This is a genomic window from Methanolinea mesophila, from assembly GCF_017873855.1.
Lineage (GTDB): Archaea > Halobacteriota > Methanomicrobia > Methanomicrobiales > Methanospirillaceae > Methanolinea_B > Methanolinea_B mesophila.
Window position 1 is genome coordinate 595,858 of sequence record NZ_JAGGKR010000001.1, and the last position, 18,587, is coordinate 614,444.

Annotated in this window: 15 protein-coding genes; 2 read left to right on the plus strand and 13 right to left on the minus strand. The window is 55.1% G+C overall.

The genetic code is table 11. The features are described 5' to 3' along the window. Positions 1 to 22: 22 nt before the first annotated feature. From J2741_RS02840 to J2741_RS02870, 7 genes are all read right to left on the minus strand, one after another. Positions 23 to 994: a HEAT repeat domain-containing protein gene (locus J2741_RS02840; protein ID WP_209673533.1), complete on the minus strand. Its 972-nt coding sequence runs from the start codon at positions 992 to 994 to the stop codon at positions 23 to 25. Then, positions 991 to 3,981: a PKD domain-containing protein gene (locus J2741_RS02845; RefSeq protein WP_209673534.1), complete on the minus strand. Its 2,991-nt coding sequence runs from the start codon at positions 3,979 to 3,981 to the stop codon at positions 991 to 993. Before J2741_RS02845 ends, J2741_RS02840 begins: the two co-directional genes overlap by 4 nt. Before the next feature lie 83 nt (positions 3,982 to 4,064). Further along, the gene (locus J2741_RS02850; RefSeq protein WP_209673535.1) at positions 4,065 to 5,057 is read right to left on the minus strand and encodes a C2 family cysteine protease; all 993 of its coding nucleotides are present in this window, start codon (positions 5,055 to 5,057) and stop codon (positions 4,065 to 4,067) included. A gap of 264 nt (positions 5,058 to 5,321) precedes the next feature. Continuing rightward, entirely contained in the window at positions 5,322 to 6,251 is a 930-nt protein-coding gene (gene argF / locus J2741_RS02855; RefSeq protein ID WP_209673536.1) for an ornithine carbamoyltransferase, read from the minus strand. Next, complete coding sequence (purD, locus tag J2741_RS02860; protein WP_209673537.1) at positions 6,248 to 7,540, minus strand: phosphoribosylamine--glycine ligase; 1,293 nt, start codon at positions 7,538 to 7,540, stop codon at positions 6,248 to 6,250. Before purD ends, argF begins: the two co-directional genes overlap by 4 nt. A 36-nt stretch (positions 7,541 to 7,576) precedes the next feature. Continuing rightward, positions 7,577 to 8,089 (minus strand): orotate phosphoribosyltransferase, encoded by a 513-nt coding sequence (gene pyrE / locus J2741_RS02865; protein ID WP_209673538.1) that lies wholly within the window; start codon positions 8,087 to 8,089, stop codon positions 7,577 to 7,579. After that, positions 8,083 to 8,643: a CDP-2,3-bis-(O-geranylgeranyl)-sn-glycerol synthase gene (locus tag J2741_RS02870; protein WP_342452267.1), complete on the minus strand. Its 561-nt coding sequence runs from the start codon at positions 8,641 to 8,643 to the stop codon at positions 8,083 to 8,085. Before J2741_RS02870 ends, pyrE begins: the two co-directional genes overlap by 7 nt. A gap of 83 nt (positions 8,644 to 8,726) precedes the next feature. On the opposite strand from J2741_RS02870, the gene tes reads away from it, so the two are divergent. Then, entirely contained in the window at positions 8,727 to 10,193 is a 1,467-nt protein-coding gene (tes, locus tag J2741_RS02875; protein ID WP_209675445.1) for a tetraether lipid synthase Tes, read from the plus strand. Between the two features lie 89 nt (positions 10,194 to 10,282). On the opposite strand, the gene J2741_RS02880 is transcribed toward tes, so the two are convergent. Next, positions 10,283 to 11,218: an ornithine cyclodeaminase family protein gene (locus J2741_RS02880; protein ID WP_209673539.1), complete on the minus strand. Its 936-nt coding sequence runs from the start codon at positions 11,216 to 11,218 to the stop codon at positions 10,283 to 10,285. 118 nt (positions 11,219 to 11,336) lie between these two features. Between J2741_RS02880 and J2741_RS02885 the strand changes: the two genes are divergently transcribed. Continuing rightward, positions 11,337 to 12,131, plus strand: coding sequence for an ATP-grasp domain-containing protein (locus J2741_RS02885; protein WP_209673540.1), 795 nt, complete (start codon positions 11,337 to 11,339; stop codon positions 12,129 to 12,131). 397 nt (positions 12,132 to 12,528) lie between these two features. On the opposite strand, the gene J2741_RS02890 is transcribed toward J2741_RS02885, so the two are convergent. The 5 genes from J2741_RS02890 to J2741_RS02910 all read right to left on the minus strand — a co-directional run bounded on the left by J2741_RS02890 (position 12,529) and on the right by J2741_RS02910 (position 18,379). After that, positions 12,529 to 12,813, minus strand: coding sequence for a UPF0058 family protein (locus tag J2741_RS02890; RefSeq protein WP_209673541.1), 285 nt, complete (start codon positions 12,811 to 12,813; stop codon positions 12,529 to 12,531). Between the two features lie 61 nt (positions 12,814 to 12,874). Then, positions 12,875 to 14,110, minus strand: a complete 1,236-nt coding sequence (gene dnaG, locus J2741_RS02895; protein ID WP_209673542.1) for a DNA primase DnaG — start codon at positions 14,108 to 14,110, stop codon at positions 12,875 to 12,877. A gap of 202 nt (positions 14,111 to 14,312) precedes the next feature. Further along, complete coding sequence (locus J2741_RS02900; RefSeq protein WP_209673543.1) at positions 14,313 to 14,630, minus strand: DUF167 domain-containing protein; 318 nt, start codon at positions 14,628 to 14,630, stop codon at positions 14,313 to 14,315. 158 nt (positions 14,631 to 14,788) lie between these two features. After that, entirely contained in the window at positions 14,789 to 16,099 is a 1,311-nt protein-coding gene (gene pyrC, locus J2741_RS02905; RefSeq protein WP_209673544.1) for a dihydroorotase, read from the minus strand. Positions 16,100 to 16,150: 51 nt separating this feature from the next. After that, entirely contained in the window at positions 16,151 to 18,379 is a 2,229-nt protein-coding gene (locus tag J2741_RS02910; protein WP_342452210.1) for an efflux RND transporter permease subunit, read from the minus strand. Positions 18,380 to 18,587 lie beyond the last annotated feature (208 nt).

The following is an 18,587-nucleotide window of genomic DNA, read 5'->3' on the forward strand; positions in this document are numbered from 1 at the left end:
AGGGGAGAAAAGGCCGCCCATTTCAGTGCATCTCCATGAATTTCACCGAATAGAAGGTATGCACGGCGACTACCGCGGAGACCGTGTAGGAGATCGCCAATGGGACCAGGGACTCCATCGCCAGGGAAAGGAGCAGGATGGCCGTCGCATCGACCTGGAAGAGAAGAAACCCCCACCACCGGCCCAGGTAATTATACCCCAGTCCCAGGAAGAGAAAATTCAGTACCGCGGCCACATAGGGATTTTTATTCTCTTTTACCCTTTTCGCTACTCCCTTCGGGAGACGAAGCGGCGAGAACCCATATCCGGGAAGAGCCCTTACGGCACACTCACGGAGTTCCGGGTTCGCGTCCTTCAGCACGGTCGCGGCCGCCGGCGGAGGCACCGGTTTTTCGAGGAGGACAATACTTTGGAACGCCCTCATCCGGATGACAGGGTCGGGGTCCTTCATCATCCGGATAAGCGGGTCGAGAGGGGGATCGGGAATGTCCGGGATCCGTTCCCACTCGTAGCCGCTTATCGCATATTCCAGCGATTCTTCCGGGCATGAGGGTTTCCAGCCCAGCTTGCCGAGCGCAAGAGCAGCACCATAACGGACATATTTATCGTGATCCCGGAAGGCACGGACGAGGGTGGCGATCGAACGTTCCTCCCCGATCTCACCGAGCGTGATCGCCGCCGCCCAGCGGACTTCTTCTGATTCGTCCGTTAAAACCATTTTTTCCAGCACAGGTACGGCCGCCGGGTCCCTGATGGCGGCAAGCGCCTCTGCCATTCCAAGCCTGACCGCCGGATTGGGGTGCCTGCTCAGTCTCATTATCCGGGGGACCGCTTTCTGACCGAGAGTCCCCAGTCCTTCGGCCGCCCGCCACTGTAGGGTAAAATCGGGGTACGACAGGAGCCGTATGAGGCCCCTGACGTCCTGTTTTTTTACCAGGCTTTCGACATCCGTAGTTCTAAAAGGGTGAAATGAGAGGGTTACCGGAGGCGTCATTCATTCCCTTCACCTCCGCCAGACCTCTTCCACCGCACGTAGAGCACGATGGTAATGAAAAATACGAGGAATACGATTGACAGGTTTTTCAACAGGGACATAGTGAAGGGCATCGTGCTCACCACGGGAGAATCCCCGGCCTGGTCCGCCTCGGCCTGGCCCGCGGATGCGGGTGTATCCGCCACGGCAGGCCCTGAGATCCGGGCAGCTGCGGACGGCATATCCGCCCCGGATGCCTGCGCTATCGTTTCCTTCGGGGCGACAGGAATGTCCTGGACAGGAGTGGGATTCACCACCGGATTCGGCTCGCTGGCGACAGCGCCCCCGCCTCCACTGTATCCGCCGCCACCGCCGCCGCCACCGGATTTGGGCGATGCCCATTCCTGGAGCGAGAGATAAAGGATCTGGAACATATTTCCGGACGTATCAAGAGTTACGAGGCTGAAACGGGACAGTCCCTCGGGGGATGAGACCGTGAAATAATCCATATTCGCTGCCGGGTCGTGATAGAGGAACTCGGCGGGCAGGAGGTCTCCCTGACCGTCGTCACCGATCCGCATCACCCCGACACTTTCCCTTACATCCGATAGAATGATGGTGGATATGTTGGAGGTATAGCCGGGATAGGTCACGTTTACCTCGTGAATACCTGCCGAGAGTCCGGTAACGTTGATCGGGGACCGCCCCCGGTATATCCCGTCAACATACACGTATACGCCTTCCGGGTCGGTATCAACCGAAAAGTTACCGTGATCTCCCCATCCGTTCTCCTCGAGCCAGTCGCGGGAAACTCCGAAAGTGAGATTGGCGGGACCGGTGAGATTCAGATTGTCCTTTTCAAATCTCACGGTATACGCACCCCGGTACAAATCACAGTAGTGCTGGATTGCGATGCGTGATTCAATTTGTTCGTCCGCTGGTGTTACCCCCTCCCATTGAGTTGCATTGAATGGACTCGCCGGGTAATGGTCGGTGGTGAAGGAAAGATTATACCGGCAGGTGGCATCACCCACGCAGGCTGCACTTCCTGTCATTTCGGAGGTACAGATCCGGATTCCGGAAAATGTGCCTGAAACGGTGCCGTTCGAATCATCAGAAAATTCCAATCCGGGCGAAGCGAACAGGAGTATTGCCGATATTCCGCTCCGGGAGTCAGGATGTATCTCGATCAAGGATTTGTCTCCAGGAAGAGGATAGTTCACGCTGACCATTGAACTATTGATGGCAATAGTTTCGAAAACCCCGTCATCTGATACGAAAACCCCCGGGATATCAAAATTGAGTTCATTCCTGCATACAGGCAGGACGGTGACCGCCTCGGTTTTCACCATGCTGCTGTTCCCGAGAGCATTGGTTACAATGAGGCTTACATTGTAGATTCCCGGAGCAGTATATTCATGCAGAGGGTTTTGTTCCCCCGATTGCCCCCCGTCGCCGAAATCCCACCACCATTCCGTAGGGGATCCTCCCGACAGGTCGTAAAAGGAAACCACCTGGGGAACAGGGCCGCAACTTATATTCATCCCGAAATCCGCTTCCGGGAGGTTTCCGCAGGCGATAAGCCCGGGTTTACTGCATGCGTCCCGGTGAGTCGGGTCGAAAATACGTAAGATCACCGAATAAATCCCTGGGGATGTATACGTATGCACAGGATTTTGCTCATCCGACCTGTTGCCGTCACCGAAATCCCATTGCCACCCCGAGGGCGATCCCACCGAATCATCGGTGAACGTCACCGTAAAGGGGACTTCCCCCGTGGTCCCGTTCTCCGTAAACACGGCCCTGAAAGGGTAATCCGGAACGCCGAAAGTGTAAAGGCCAATATCTCCCGCATTACCGGCATTTACGAACACCATCCGGCCTTCTCCGAGATCTGGTCCGAAAATCGGGGCTCCGTACTCATTTGAGTCGAGGAATAAGCCCGTACCATCTCCAAGCGACACTACCGAGATTCCACCGTACCCGATAGAACTCTCGAACGCCACCATATCCCCATAAATAACCGGATTGTCCCCGCTACTCCCTTCATTCAGCCATATATCGGTGCCGGTGACCAGGTTGACCGCGTGAATTTCCCCGTTGTCGACATACACAACTGTAGTGCCCGAAATGCGTGGTTTTTGCTGCAAGGAAGGGTTGTCGGTAACTTTCCGTTCGGTCCCGGTTTGAAGATCATAGAGGTAAATGTGGCTGTACCATGTATCCTGGTCCCGGTAATCTTCCCACACGATGAAATTTCCCCAGATATCGGGATTAATTCCTGTATCTGTAAGAATCTCGGTTGAATTATTTTCGATTGTATAACAGAATACCTTGACGCCGACATCCGAAGAGTCGTACCATGTGATTTTACCATTTGCAATATGGGGTATGATCCAATCCCCGCTTATTTGAGCGATATCACTCATATTGCCTGTTTTAAGATCGAACAACCGGATTGTGTATCCCATTTCCCCCTTGTTCTGCCAGACGACCCAGTCCTCCCAGATATCCGGATGAGTTTGAGAGTTCGTATCCGGGCAGAGATCCTGCTCCAGTCCTGTGGTGATATTGTAAATGTGAATTTGCGGCAATCCACCTTGCCAGTCCTCCCATACAACGCGGTCTTTATAAATTGACGGGCATTTCTGAGTGAAGGTGTCAAGGGGGGTCAACGTAGCGGAGGTTCCCACCTGCAGGGGGTTCGTGTTCGTATCGGTAACCGGAGTGTTCATCCCAGGCTCGATAAGACTCTGTGCTGTACCAGTTTGGTTATCGAGGGCAGTCTCGTTCGATATCTGGCCGTCCGGGTCATCATTTGCGCCTGTAATAGTGGTATTGGAGATTTCCAGTGTCAGGTTGTCCCCGGAGTTTTGAGGGTCCGCGTCTTCTCCCTGCACCGGAGATAGCACCTCTGTGAACGGAGTAATATTGTGATCTCCGCTGCTTGTCAGGTTCTCGTTCTCCAGGGGCATGAAAGTGGACGCCGTGCCGTTGTCCCCTCCCACAGAAAATGGTAAAATGAAAAAAATGAATAAAAACACCACTATTCCCACTTTCATTTTCCCTGTCATAGATCCTGCCTCTCCAATTATCCTGTAAACAATTCCGCAAGATGCGCAACAATTTCGGAACTTGGATTCTCCAACAAATTATTAATTCTCCCGAACTTTAGGAAGTTCTGGGCGAAAATGTCGGCACGCAATGCGAAAATCCCGTCTTTTGTGTCGGAAAAATCGATGAGATTGTCAGGTAGGCCATCCGGGTTCCAGGTCCCGGCGGTTTTTACTCCCGCTGTGGGTTCTGGGAGCACCTTGCTCGTATCCCTGTTTGCATACGGGTTTCGTAAAACGATATATCCGTCGCTTATCCCAAGGAGAGAATAGGTGTGGTTCGGATAGAGCCCTGCCGCGTTGGTCGCATTACGCGTCCAGGCAACCATCGGGTACTTCGTCTTGCCGGACGCGAGGATATTCGAGCTGTTATCCGGACTCCTGGTAAGAACATTGGTGAGCGTCGCGTCCCAGATGTAATAGTATTTCCAGGCACTGCTATTTATCGATAGGATATTGACAAGGGCTGTGATACCGTTTCCCATCGGAAGGTCTCCAATCGTCTTGGCCCTGAAACTCGCATAAGCTTTTTCGAACAGCGCAGGCCAGGTCTCGACCGGAGGCATTCCGGGAACAACTGCAGTTTTAACGTAACAACTCGCAAAGATCATCTTGCCGGAAGCCTCGACCGGAAGGTTCTGATCAATGGCAATGGAAATGGTTCTCTTATTCGGGTCGATAATGCTCGGATCAGGGTTGTAAAATTTGAACGATGTCGAGCTCGTGGAAAGGCTGCTCTGGGCTGCCCAGGCGACCGATGAAAGTGCGGCGATGAAGTAGCAATCCGCTGAATAACCTTGCATCGGCTCTCGAAAATTCATTCTCGAAGTGATCGGAGGCAACATCGGATTGCAGAAAGTCCCACAGCTCTTCCATTGCGATATGGCTGGAGCGGCCCCCAGCAGGTTGGCACCCGTGTTCTGTGCTTCAGAACAAAAACTCTCTTCGGAGTCCACATTTTCTTTCTTCATTTTTTTCTTCCCCCTAGGTAAACTGCCGCGACGAGGGACGAAAATTCAGGAATCGTGTGACTTTTGGGAATAACACTATGGAACGATGATTGGACCCTTGCTTGCCAGACAATTTACCGGGATGCCCCCGGACACTGCCCCCTATCCGGCTTCAATTGATATTCCATTTTTAATGTTATAAATACTTATCCAGTATTTCCAATGGAAATAGATTCCAATGGAAATCTGGCTGGAACAATAAAGCATGAGAAAAAAAGAATTACTTTAATCTTTTATCTTCACATCGTGCGCGAGAAGTGAAACCAGCAACGCCTTCTGGGCATGGAGCCGGTTCTCCGCTTCATCGAACACTACGCTCTGCGGGCCCTCGATAACCTCGTCGGTGACTTCCTGACCGCGGTGAGCCGGCAGGCAGTGCATGAATACAGCATCGGCTTCGGCCTTCTTCATCAGCGCGGTGGTAACGGTGAACCCCTTGAATGCTTCAAGGCGTTTCCCCCGTTCGCCTTCTTCGCCCATGGATACCCAGGTATCGGTCACCACCACGTGGGCACCTTCTACTGCACTTTCGGGGTCCTTCACCAACTGGATTTTTGCCCCCTTCTCCCTTGCAGCATCGATGATGTCATTCGGGGGCTCGTATCCGGGCGGTGTGGCGACCGAGATCTCCATCCCCGTAAGGACTGAAGAGAGGATCATGGAGTTGCACACATTGTCGCCGTCCCCTACCCACGCCAGTCGCAGCCCGACCGTCGAACCGAAACGTTCCCGGATGGTCATCAGGTCAGCGAGGATCTGGCAGGGATGCTCACGGTCGGAAAGGCCGTTAATTACCGGGATGCTGGAATATCGTGCAAAGTCCTGGATGGTCTGGTGCCGGTAGGCCCTGACCATGACGCCCGATACGAAGCGTGAGGCGACCCGGGCAGTATCCCTGATCTCTTCGCCCCGCCCTATCTGGAGGTCCTGGGTATTGAGGAAGAGGGCATGCCCGCCGAGGTCGTTCATTCCTACTTCGAAGGAGATCCTCGTTCGGGTGGAGGACTTCTCGAATATCATCGCCAGGTTCATTCCGGCAAGGAACGGGTGGGGGATCCCGCTGCGCCGCATCCGCTTCAGCTCGACGGCATCGGTGATTATCCGGTCCAGTTCTCCCTGATCGAGGTCCAGTATTGAGATGAGGTCTTTGTTCATCGTATCTCCTTCATATGCGCACACCGCCGGGCGAGAAGATCTGCGGTGCCGATATCTTTCCTGTGTCGCACGGGGCCTTTTACAGATCCTGCGGCATGTTCGGCGATTGTTTCCGCCTCCGACAGGGTGTCCGCGATACCGACGAACGCCATGGTCCGCGAGGTCTGGGTATAGAGCATTCCTTCGCGTTCCTCCACGTTCGCATAGTATAGTCTGGCATTCCCGTAATCGTGCACGGAAAAGGGTTCTCCAGGGTTCGGGGTCTCGGGATAGCCTGATGGAACAATGTATTTGCAGACCGTGGCCTTGCGGGAGAATTCGACCTTACGGGAGCTGAGGGTGCATTCCGCGATGCCCGCGACGATCTCCGAAAAGTCCGACTCCAGGATGGAGAGGACGTTCATCGCCTCGGGATCCCCGAACCTCGCATTGAACTCGATGACCATGGGTCCTCTCGCGGTGTTCATGAATTGTCCATAGATTACGCCTTTGTAAGGTTGTCCCAGTCTTGCCATCGAATGTACTGCGGCATACATGATTTCAAGCGCTTTCTCCCGGTCATTTTCGGATACAAAGGGCAGGCTATGGTCTTCCATGGAGTAAGAACCCATCCCCCCGGTATTCGGCCCCTGGTCTCCTTCGAATGCCCTCTTATGATCCTGGACCAGGGGCATCGGGACGAGCGTCTTGCCGTCGGTAAATGCCTGGAGGGTGAACTCCTCTCCGATCAGACGCTCCTCGATCACCACCTCCCCTCCGAGTTGCCGGACGTATCGTCCCGCTTCTTCACGGTCGAGGTGTTCGCCCATGATCTTGACGCCCTTCCCTCCGGTGAGCCCTATCGGTTTTATCGCGAACTCCTCTTCGGAGTCCAGGATAAATCCGGCCGCGAGTTCGGGGTCGTGGAACACCCGGTATTTCGGGCACCCGGCGACTCCTTCCCTGTTCATCATCTCCCGGCAGAATGCCTTGTCGGTTTCCAGTCTCGCCGCGGCACGGGACGGGCCCATGCACCCAACGGCATTGTCCTCAAGGGCATCGACGATCCCGGTCTCCAGCGGCGCTTCCGGCCCGATAACCGCATATTCCACCCCTCGGGTGAGGGCGAAGCGGACTACGGCGGGGACGTTCGTCTCTTTCTCGATCAGGACCTCCCGGGCAATTCCTGCTATCCCGGGATTTCTCTTTGCCATAACCGAAAAAATGACGTTCCTACTATCGCTGGCCAGGGCCCTGACGATCGCATGTTCCCTTCCACCTCCACCCACAACCAGCACGTTCATAGTCATGTATTCGAGTCTCCTTTTAATATACTGTCCGGGCCGTTATGCGGATAAGAGCTCCTGTGCGGTGCAAAGAGGGATCAGGGTCAGGTTTTCCCCTGCGAGCATCTCAGGAGCCCCTTCCTGCCTGTCTACTACTGTAACGATTATGTCCACCAGGGCCCCCGCCTTCCGGAGTTCGCGAACCCCGTACAGGGCCGATCCCCCGGAGGTGGTAACATCCTCTACCAGGAGGACACGCTTCCCTTCCACGTTCCCGATGATGGTCCCCGATTTCCCATGGTCTTTCCCCGAGCTCCGGATTATGGCGAATGGTTTTCCGCTGATGAGGGAAACGGCTACGGCAAGAGGTACACCCCCGACAGCAACCCCTGCCACGGTATCGAATGCAGCGGTATCTGCCATGGCTTTACCGATCGCGCGAAGGACAACAGGGTTGGTAAGCGCAGACTTGATATCCATGTAGTAGGTGCTCTTCTTCCCGGATGCAAGCACAAAATCGCCGAATTCCACCGCCCCGTGTGACTTTAACAGTTCTGCTATCCGCGTTACCATGGCACCTTTTTCACTCCTGCAAGATATCCTATCACATTCGCGGTTTTATGCAATATAGGGGTGACGATAACTATCCAGAGCCCGATCAGAGGGGTAATGTTCGCTATGATCCAGCCCGGTGAAATTAGTGCGGTGAGGACGAATGCCCCCGCGACAAGGTCGTACTGGTCCGCTATGATCCACTGGTCGCCGCTCTTGATCCCAAGCCTTCTTTTAAAGAAACTCTTGGTCATGTCGCCGAGCAGTGCACCGGCTGAGAAGAGGACCACGGTAAGGACCGTATGCGTAGGAAGCATGGGCAGGGCTCCGGTCCCCTGGACTGCGATCTCTGCAAGCCCTACAAGTATCCCGGCGATGACCCCGGTGATAAAACCACGCCATGTCTTACCGTCGCCAAGGATCCGTTTTCCATCCCGGAAGTTTCTCCCCCCGTCGATGGGCCTCCCTCCACCCAAAGCCGCAGCGACAGGATTTGGCACATAGGCGGGGAGCATGATCCACAGGGCGGAGGCCAGGGCAATTACAACGGACTCCAGATGGATATTTATACTCACCAATACCTGTAATAGAGAGCAGATAAAATCATTAAGGTATCTGAATGCTTACATTGGAGGAGGAATCTTTGGTGGGTACCACAATGCTGTTGAAGAAGACCAGAAGTCTCTGCCCTGTCTGCAAAAACGTCCTGGATGCAGATATCGTGGAGGAGGACGGGAGTGTCTGGTTACTGCGGACCTGCCCCGAGCACGGTTCTTTTAAGGATATATATTGGTCGGATGCGGAGATGTGGCACCGTTTCGAGCGTTATGAGGTCCTGGGAAAAGGAGTGGAGAATCCACAGTCCAGCGGGACCACCGACACCTGCCCGACAATGTGCGGCCTTTGCAACAATCACCGTTCGTCCACCCTCCTTGCCAATATCGACCTTACGAACCGCTGCAATCTGAACTGTGACTTCTGTTTCGCGAATGCACGGGCGTGTGGGTTTATCTACGAGCCCACATTCGAGCAGATCGTAGCCATGCTCACCGTGCTCAGGGAAGAGAAACCATGTCCCGCTCCGGCGGTCCAGTTCTCCGGGGGAGAACCCACGATGCGGGAAGACCTCCCGGCCATTATCCGAAAGGCAAAGGAGCTCGGGTTCCCCCAGGTGCAGCTGGCAACGAACGGGATCAAGCTCGCAAGAGATGTCAAGTACGTGGAAGAGCTGCGAAACGCGGGCCTTTCCACGGTATACCTTCATTTTGACGGGGTAACCAGGGACACTAACCCCCAGCTGAAGATCGACGAAAAAGTGGTGAAGAACTGCGATGAAGTAGGCCTTGGCATTGTGCTCGTCCCGACCATCATAAAAGGAAGAAACGACGACCAGGTGGGTGCCATAATCCAGTTCGCCGCGGATCACATTTCCGTCGTGAGAGGGGTTAATTTCCAGCCGATCGCATTCACCGGGGCGGCGAGCGAAGAAGATGTGAACCGGGAGCGGATCACCATCCCCGAACTCCTGGAGGATATCGAGGCGCAGACCGAGGGCGTGCTGAAAAAATCTGACTTTTACCCCGTCCCCTGCGTGGTCCCGGTATCGGACCTGGTGGAGGCGTATACCGGGAAACCGCAGATCCGGTTCACCGCCCACCAGCACTGCGGGGCGGCCACGTACGCATTTGTCACCAAGGACGGTCTCATGCCCATCAACCGTATGGTCGACGTGGACAGTTTCTTCGCCTCTCTTGAGCAGACCGCGGAGAAACTGAAGAAAGGCGGTTCCATCAACAAATACAAGGCACTCCTGGAAGGGATCAAGGAGCTCCACACCTCGGTGAAGAAGAGCGAACAGGGGAGCACCACGGATTTCTGGAAACTGATCATGAAAGCCCTGGTGCTCCAGAACTTTGAAGCATTGCGCGATTTCCACTGGAACGCACTCTTCATCGGGACCATGCACTTCATGGACCGTTACAATTACGACCTGGGCAGGGTCCAGCGGTGTTGCATACATTATGCTACACCCGACGGGACACTCGTTCCCTTCTGCACTTACAACAGCGGACCGGTCTACCGCGAAGTGGTCTGGAAAAAATACAGCAGCGAATTCAAAGAATAACCTTTTTTTATTCGATCGGTACTTTCTCCCCGGGGGCGGGGCCGGGTCCGTATATTCCGGATTCCGGCCGGTTCAGAAAAAATGACGATTCAGGGAAATTTCAGGTTTATAAAGGCCCCGTTCTTCACCGCAATCTCGGCGATGGCGAGGTCCTGGATGGCAAGCCCGGTCGAATCAAAGACCGTTATCTCGTCTTTTCCTTTCCTTCCCGTCTTCCCGAGAATAACCTCTCCCAGGGTCCCGCGGATGCGTTCAGGGGCGTAGAAACCTTCTCTGATAGGAACATTGATCTCACCCGAATGCACTGCCTGGGCAGGATCGTCCACAAAGACTCCTGCCCGGGAGAGGATCCCGGGATCGAGCTCCTCTTTCCCGGGAGCATCCGCCCCGATCGCATTGATATGAGTGCCCTCGTGAATCCATCCATCCCTGATCAGGGGTTTTCGCGAAGGAGTCGTGGTGACAAGCACCTCTGCATCGCATGCCCGTTCCAGGCTCGCCTGCTCGCAGTTGAAACGGGCGTATTTTTCGCAGAATGCAAGAGCATTTTTTTCGTTCCTGCTCCAGACGAGGATCCTGTCTATCCGGAGCTCCTCCGCGATCGCCTCGACCTGGGCCCCTGCCTGTCTCCCGCTTCCCACGACGCCAAGGGTCACTTCCCTCTTCGGGGACAGGTATTTCGCTGCCACCGCGCCAGCGGCACCTGTCCTCATGTCGGTCAGCCGTGTCGCATTCAGGATTGCCTCCGGGATCCCGCTCTCCACCGAAAGAAGAACGGTGAGGGCCATTACGGTGGGGAGGCCGGACTTCGGGTTCTCGGGATGGACGTTTACAATCTTCACTCCTGCGGTCTCGAGAGAAGGAATGTAGCCCGGCATAGTCCGGAAATCCCCGTGACTGAAATTGATATAGACCTTGGGAGGCATCTGGACATTTCCCCTCCCATGCTCGGCAAACGCCTCCTCGACCGCCCTGTTCACCTCTCGCAGATCGAGACCGGTTTCCGGACTGGGATAATATCTCATGGTCCGATCATATTGCCTGCAACCTGATGAACCTGACCGAATCGCTTCGTTGTTGTCGGAAGCGTGAGGGTTATCCCCTTGGGGATCCAAAATTCCTCTTCACAGAACCAGGGTCACCATGATCTCCATCATTCCCAAACCTACCGATACACCCGGCGACAACTCGACCGCAATGGTCCTCCGGGAACTGCAGCGAATGGGCAGGAATTACTCAATCCTGGACATCGACAGCCTCGATCCCTTCAATTGCGAACTGGACGGCGGCGTGATCTGGGTATGCGGGTTAAAACAGGACCAGCATCAGTTCGAGGTCATCAATGCCCTCTCGGTGCACCACCGGGTGATAAACACCCCCCTCTCCATCTTCACCTGTGCGAGCAAGGTGATGACCAGCGCCCTCCTGCATAAACACCGCATTCCCACACCAAAGACCCTGTTTACCGCGTCGCGCGACGAGGCAGTGCGGTTCCTCCGGGAGCAGGGAAAGGTGGTCACAAAACCGGTCTACGGATTCGACGGAATAGACGTAAAACTCGTGGACTCCCCTGACATGCTTCCCCCACCTCCCTTTTATCTCCAGGAATATGTTCCGAACAACCGCGACTACAGGATATTCGTGATAAACGGGAAGGCGGTCGGAGGAATCATGAGAGTGTCCGATACCCTCGCCCATAATATCCACCAGGGGGGCACGGGGATCCCGTGCGAGATCGACCCTGGTATGCAGGAGGTGGCGGGGAATGCCGCACGTGTGGTGGGAGTCGATTATGCGGGGGTCGACCTCCTCCGGACGAAGGAGGGGTATTGCGTACTTGAGGTGAACGGCACACCGAACTGGCACTGCATGTCCACGCCTATTCCGAAACTCCTTGCCGAGTACTTCGTCGAACAGGAACAGCTGGAGCGGATGTAAACAGGGTCTCACATCTGGAGCTCTTCAAAAAAAAAATTCGATAATCGGGGTTGAATCATCCTGCCCCGGTTATTCAGGGCGGAATTGACGAAGGATATTTCTTTTTATAATCCCTCTGCCTCAATTATCAGCGATTGGATTTCCATTGCATAATGCTCCAGGGGCTTCGCTCCGCCGCCGCTACTGCCCCGGGACAGGATATCCCCGGACTGTCGGATTTCCGGGATCTTCTTATCGATTGATAGTGAGGGCTATTGGACAGCGTAACACCTTTACAAGGGATCACGTGCCGGGGCTGCCAAGAAGCGGAGACAAAGCTCCGAAGAAGGTCATGAAGGAGATATCAGGAAGTTCCAGAATGCAGAAATAGAGAGACTTTTGGATTTGCTATAAAGGATTACTGGACGTATTCCATCTCTTTTAAGGTTTTATCGGCAAGTTCCTTCATCCTGGCAGAGATCCTTCCCGACGCGGAGAACTCTACATCTTTCATCGCGTTGGCAATCTCGTTTCCAAGCACAAAGATCGCATATTTGTGCTCCATTTTGCTCTTATGGAGCTGGTTTGGATTAATCTTCAGAGAGCTGTACTGGGCAAACTTGAGATCCGGATTAAGATACTCAAAATGATCCTTGATCTCGAAGAGCATCTGGTGGAGGGTGATAAGTTCTTCCTTGTGCATGCTCCGACTCCGAGATCTACATGGAATCCCGGAAAATAAATAGGTATCTCCACTAACCTGTTCACGCGATTTTCATCAGCCGAATTGAAAGCGGACGTTTAATTATGCCTTTATAGTCCCTTGCGGCGACGTACTCCAGACCTTTTCCCACGAGCATGTCCAGAAGTCTCTGGTTTACGTTTCCGTCAAGGATGAGCCCGGTTGCATTCCCGTTCACCTCTGCAAGAATCTTTTCGATATCTTCGGGTTTTCCTTCCTTGAGGATGGTAAAATCTCCGGTAAGGAAACGGGCCACATGCTTGCCCTTTACGGCGATCAGGTGTTCGTTGAGGGTCCGGGGGGCAGGTGCTGAATCCGTGCTCTCCATCTTTCGCGGTCCCTTTCTCTTCTCGATCTTTTCGGGAGGCTCCTCTTTTCCGGCAGCAGGTGCGACCTCTTCGCGGGTCTTTTCCTCTCCCGGTTCTTCTCCTTCGGAGTACTGCTCCCTTACGTATTCGGCCGGGATCTTATTGCGGAGTGCCTTTATGATCTCCTTCCGGGACATGTCCTCGACGCTTTTCCCCCGGGGAGAGAAGGCGACGAAGTCCATATCCGCGACCTGGAGGAGTTCCCGGAGGATGAGCTCCCCGCCCCGGTCCCCGTCAAGGAAGGCGGTGGAGGTCTTCTTCTCACACAGGTCGATGATGGTCTGGGATATGTTGGTCCCTTCCACCGCGACGGCGTTCTTGATCCCGAAGCGGAGAAGATTGATGACGTCCGCCCTCCCCTCCACGACGATTATTGCATCCGATTCGAGGACATTCGGCCCGGCGGGAACCCGGTCATCTCCCACCGTGCTGATCTTTTCGATCCTGATGCTCTCCCGCACATCTTCAAGCAGCTCGTTGCTGTCGATAGTGCCCTCCTCGAAATAGTCGAGGAGAAGTTCCTTGGCCCGGTCCACGATCTTCTTTCTCTTACTCACCCTGATGTCCTGGATCGATCCCACCTTCACCCGGGCGACACACGGTCCGACACGGTCGATACTCTCCAGTGAGGCCGCAAGAATAGCGGTTTCAGCTCGATCGAGCGAGGACGCTATGGTGATCTCGCCCTTCGTTTCTCCTTTTTTACTTGTGATCTGGACGTCAATACGACCTACACGCCCAGTTCTCTGCAGATCCCGCAGATCGAGGTCTTCGCCGAGCAACCCTTCAGTCTGGCCGAATATGGCTCCCACTACGTCGGGTTTCTCGACCACCCCCTCCGCTTCGATGTGAATCTGGATAAGGTACTTGGTAGTATCTGATGAATACAATGAAATGCACCCCCATGCATCATGACGTGCAATGTACGCGTGATCATAGGCATTGTACCGTCTGTTGTAGGATCACTTAAACTATATGATTAGGTAAAATATTTTAGCAATTATCAAAAATAGAGCATATTTCTTTATTTTTAGCCCGGGTCCGATCGAGGAGATGTCTGCCGCCGGCACGGCACATTCCCGATCCTGTTCTTCAAATCTCCCTGGCCAGGGCTGCAAGGATTTCAGTCTTATCCAGTCCCAGCACCAGCACCTGCTTTTGTGAAGACGTCGACCCTGCAACGATCGAAACACGGGAAGCGGGGATCCCGAGAACCCGGGCGACCACGTTGCATATCGCCTTATTTGCCTTTCCTTCGACCGGCGGGGCCGTCACCTGGACGCCGATACTGTGCCGCCACTCGTTGTACCCCGCAGGAAACCTGTTGAATTTCGAGCCCGCGGAGACCTCGAGGCTCAATACCACGCCTTTCCCTGTAACCCGGAGCGCGGGTTCAAAATCCGGGGGCATAATAAGAACTAGGGTGTCGCCCGGCATTAACGGCTGCGGATCATAAGTGGCTGGTGCCGTGCTTCACCCGCCTTTACCCTTGCCGGGCGGTGCCTGTTTCACAACCGGGTTGTCCCGAAGATCATCTCCAGGCATATGCCACTCGATCACCCGGGGACCTATGGAAGTGAGCTATCGGCACCCAAAGTCTTCGGCATGGATGATATATAACCCCTTCCAGGGTACCAACGCGGGTGGCCGGGGAAGAATTCGCAATCCCGATAGACCACTTCGCCCTCCATGACGACGACGGCCGGGAACAGCGCCCGCATCCCTTCGTAAGGGGTCCATTGCGCCCTGCTATGCAGACGCTCGGCATTTACCGCGGAGATCTCCCCTTCGAAGAGGATGAAGTCGGCCCGGTCACCGGGAGAAAAACCCGCGTCCTTTATCCCAAGGAGCCGCGAAGGGGTTTGTGACACCTTCGTTATCAGGGAACCAAGGTCGCACGCCCCTCGTTTCACCTCCGCCATGAGCAGGGGGATCATGGTCTCCACCCCCGGGATCCCAGAAGGGGCGCGGTCGAAATCATCGGCCTTTTCTCCCCGCGTGTGAGGTGCGTGGTCGGATGCGATTACATCGATCCGATCCCAGCACGATAAGAGGCCCCTCCTCGTTTTTTCCTCCCGGAGAGGAGGGTTCACCTTTCCCCACGTGTCCTGCGGGGAGAAGGTATCCCGTGAGAGAAGCAGGTGATGAGGGGCGACTTCCACGCTGCCGGAGGTGACGGCCTTCACCGATTCGGGGCAGCTCAAATGGCAGAAATGCAATTCGGCACCTGCGGGGCAGGCCATTCGCTCCACCTCACGTACCATCGCGGCTTCACCCCGCTCCGGCCTGAGCCGGTCATGATCCGTCAGGCTGCAGTCGGGGCCCGGAGCCACCTCTTCGGCATGGATTGTTGCGAGCGCACCCATGGCACCTATTCTCGAGAGTGCCCGGGCAAGGAGGTCTGAATCGAGTGCCTGGCCGTAGCTGGACGGAGCCGCGAAGATCTCCCCGAAACTCATCGCCCCGGCATTCCACAGTCCTTCAAGGTCCGCTTTGGGAGAGACCCCGCCGTTCACCGCAAAGCTGCAGTTCGAATGCACAAGCCCGTCCTGTACCCGCTCCCGGTACGAACCGGGGGCATCGAGCGGAGGTATGGTATTCGGCTGGTCCACCACCACGGTCACTCCTCCCGCAATTGCACTCAAAGACCCGGTGTTCCAGTCCTCTTTCGCACTCTGCGACCATCCCCTCATATGGACGTGCATGTCGACCCCCGCAGGGATCGCCAGCCTGCCTCTGCATTCGATGGAGATGTCGGCGGAGATCGGGGATCCCGTGTGGCAGACCCGGCCTCGGTGCACGGAGACATCTGCAGTCCTCCCGGAAGGGAGGAGGACGTTTTTTAATACCAGATCGCAACGGGAGGGCAGATGTGACATTTGAGTGTCTGTTCGACCAGGAAAGAAATAATAATGACGCCCGGGAAAAGGTCAGTCCCCGGGAGTTCCCGGCTGTTCCACCCTGACGTGGTCCACTTTTCCCACGAGCGCAAGAATTGCCGGCATCACGATGATGGCCCCGATAAGGGAGAACCCGACCGTGATCACCGTCACAATCCCGAAGTTGCTGATGATATTGAAGCTCGAGATGGTCAGTGCGGCAAATCCGAATACCGTGGTGAGTCCCGATACGGTGATGGCGGTCCCGATCTGGCTCACACCGATCCGGATCGCGGGGAGCAGTTCATTTCCTCTCGCCCGTTCTTCATAAACCCGCTCCATGATCAGGATGGTGTACTCTGACGCCACACCGATGGTCATCGACCCGAGGGTCGCGGTAAGGGGCGTGTAATCGATTCCCAGGAGGTACATAATCAGACCGTTCCACCCGACGATCATCATGATGGGAATCACCGGGGTGATCGAGCGGCCGAACTTCCGGTAGACGAGCAGGAGGAAGAGGAATATCAGGCCGAACGCGAGTGCCGTCATTCTGGTCTTGCCCTGGGAGATCTCGTTGATAAGGTTGGTGAACATCTCCCCGGTACCGGTCAGCGTAGCGGTCACCCCGGGGGGTGGCTGGTTCCATTCGAGATCCTTCTTGATATTTTCCACGTTCGACGCAGCCACCTCGTTCTCCATCTCGACCATGGAGAATTCGATAACCGCCTCGGAGTTGCCGGAAATATAACGGTCCCTGGTTTCTCGGGGTATCTTTTCCAGGACCTGCTGGAGTTCGGTATCCGTCCCCGGGAGCTCGCCGCCATTGTACTGCACAAGATAGGTGGCAATACTCTGCGATCCTATGATCTTGTCATTATGCGCCGCTTCGTACTGCTGGAACCCGTACATCCATTCTATCGTGTCGGGAGAGAGGACATCGGCCCCCCTGACGAAGATCGGGAGCGAGGACGTCGAGCCCATGGTGCGCGAGACCTTGTTCAGGTTGATAATCGCCGGCATGTCCTTCGGGACGAAGGTGTCCTCGTTGGTGTTGATCACGATCTCGCTGTCCATCTGGAACCCGATGAACGCCACGAGCGCACAGAGGATGAGAACCGGGACTGCATTCCTGGCAACCTTTTCAGAGACTTTCCCGATCGCCTCGTTGTAGTGTTCGATCTTATTCTTCTTCCCGGGTTTTCCGTCGGTATCCGCCTGGACCTTCGGCCGGTACTTCAGGAGAATCCCCACTGTGGGCACCGCGATAAGGGCAAACAGGTAACAGCACATCACTCCGATCATGCAGACAAGTCCGAAACCGCCGATCATGGGCACCGGCGAGATAAGCATTGCGATGAATCCCATTGAGGTGGAGAGCATCGCGTAGAGGACAGAAGGGCCCGCTTTGGTTACCGTGGTCCTGACTGCGTCGGGTAGCGGAGAACGTCTCGCTTCTTCGTCGAAACGTGCATGGAACTGGATGGCATAATCGATCCCGATCCCGATCAGGACCGGGAATGCCCCTATGGTCACCATTGAGATGGGCATATTTGCAAACCCGAGTATCCCGAAGGTCAGGATCAGGCCGCACCCCACGATAACCACCGAGAGGAACCGATAGCGGACGTGGGAGAACAAAATCCCCACAGCGATCACCATCAGGATCATGGCGGCGAAGATCAGGGTTCCCATCGAGGTCCCCATCTCCTGGGACATCTGCTGCTGGAATGCAGCATTTCCGGTCACCACCACGTTAACTCCCGGCGGGGGGTTGGAGAGGGCGATTACCGATTCGAGGTTTGCGATCACCGTCGCCTGCACATCCTGGGAGAGCCCGGGCTCGATGGTAACGACACCGATGGTCATCAGGTTGGAGGGGACGTACCGCTCGAGCAGTTCTGGGGGGATGTTCTCCCTCGCCGCGGCGATCTCCGCGTAAGAACTGGGAAGGACGCCCCCGTTCTGTGCCTTGACCATGTCTACTATGCTCGATGCCCCCGTCACGTATTTCTGGGTGAGGACATCTCCCTGCAGCCTGTCCATGTAGGCCAAAACGTCGGGATTGAGCACATCGTCGGCCTCGACCAGCAGCATAATGCTGTCGGACTGGAACGTGCTCGTATATTTGTCGAGCAGCATCCCCCTCTCGGTATCCTTGTCAAGGTAGGTATCCGTACCGGTGGCCATGGTCACGAAGGTCATCCCTACAAGGGATACCAGAACCATCGCGATGAGGACGCCCATGACCAGCCCGGGTCTTTTAATGATTGCTCTCACTAAAAGTTCGAAAGGGGATTGGAGTGCCATTGATCCTTACAAGGTATCTCTCACAACATTCATAAGATTTGTTGTGAATGAGACAACAAAAAAAATAATAGAATCTCCGGTAACGGATCATTCATTGCCTGACGGGCGTTAAAATGGTGTATTCGTGATACCGTATACGATGATGCCCGGGCTCATGATGGAAGGATTCCAGAAAAAA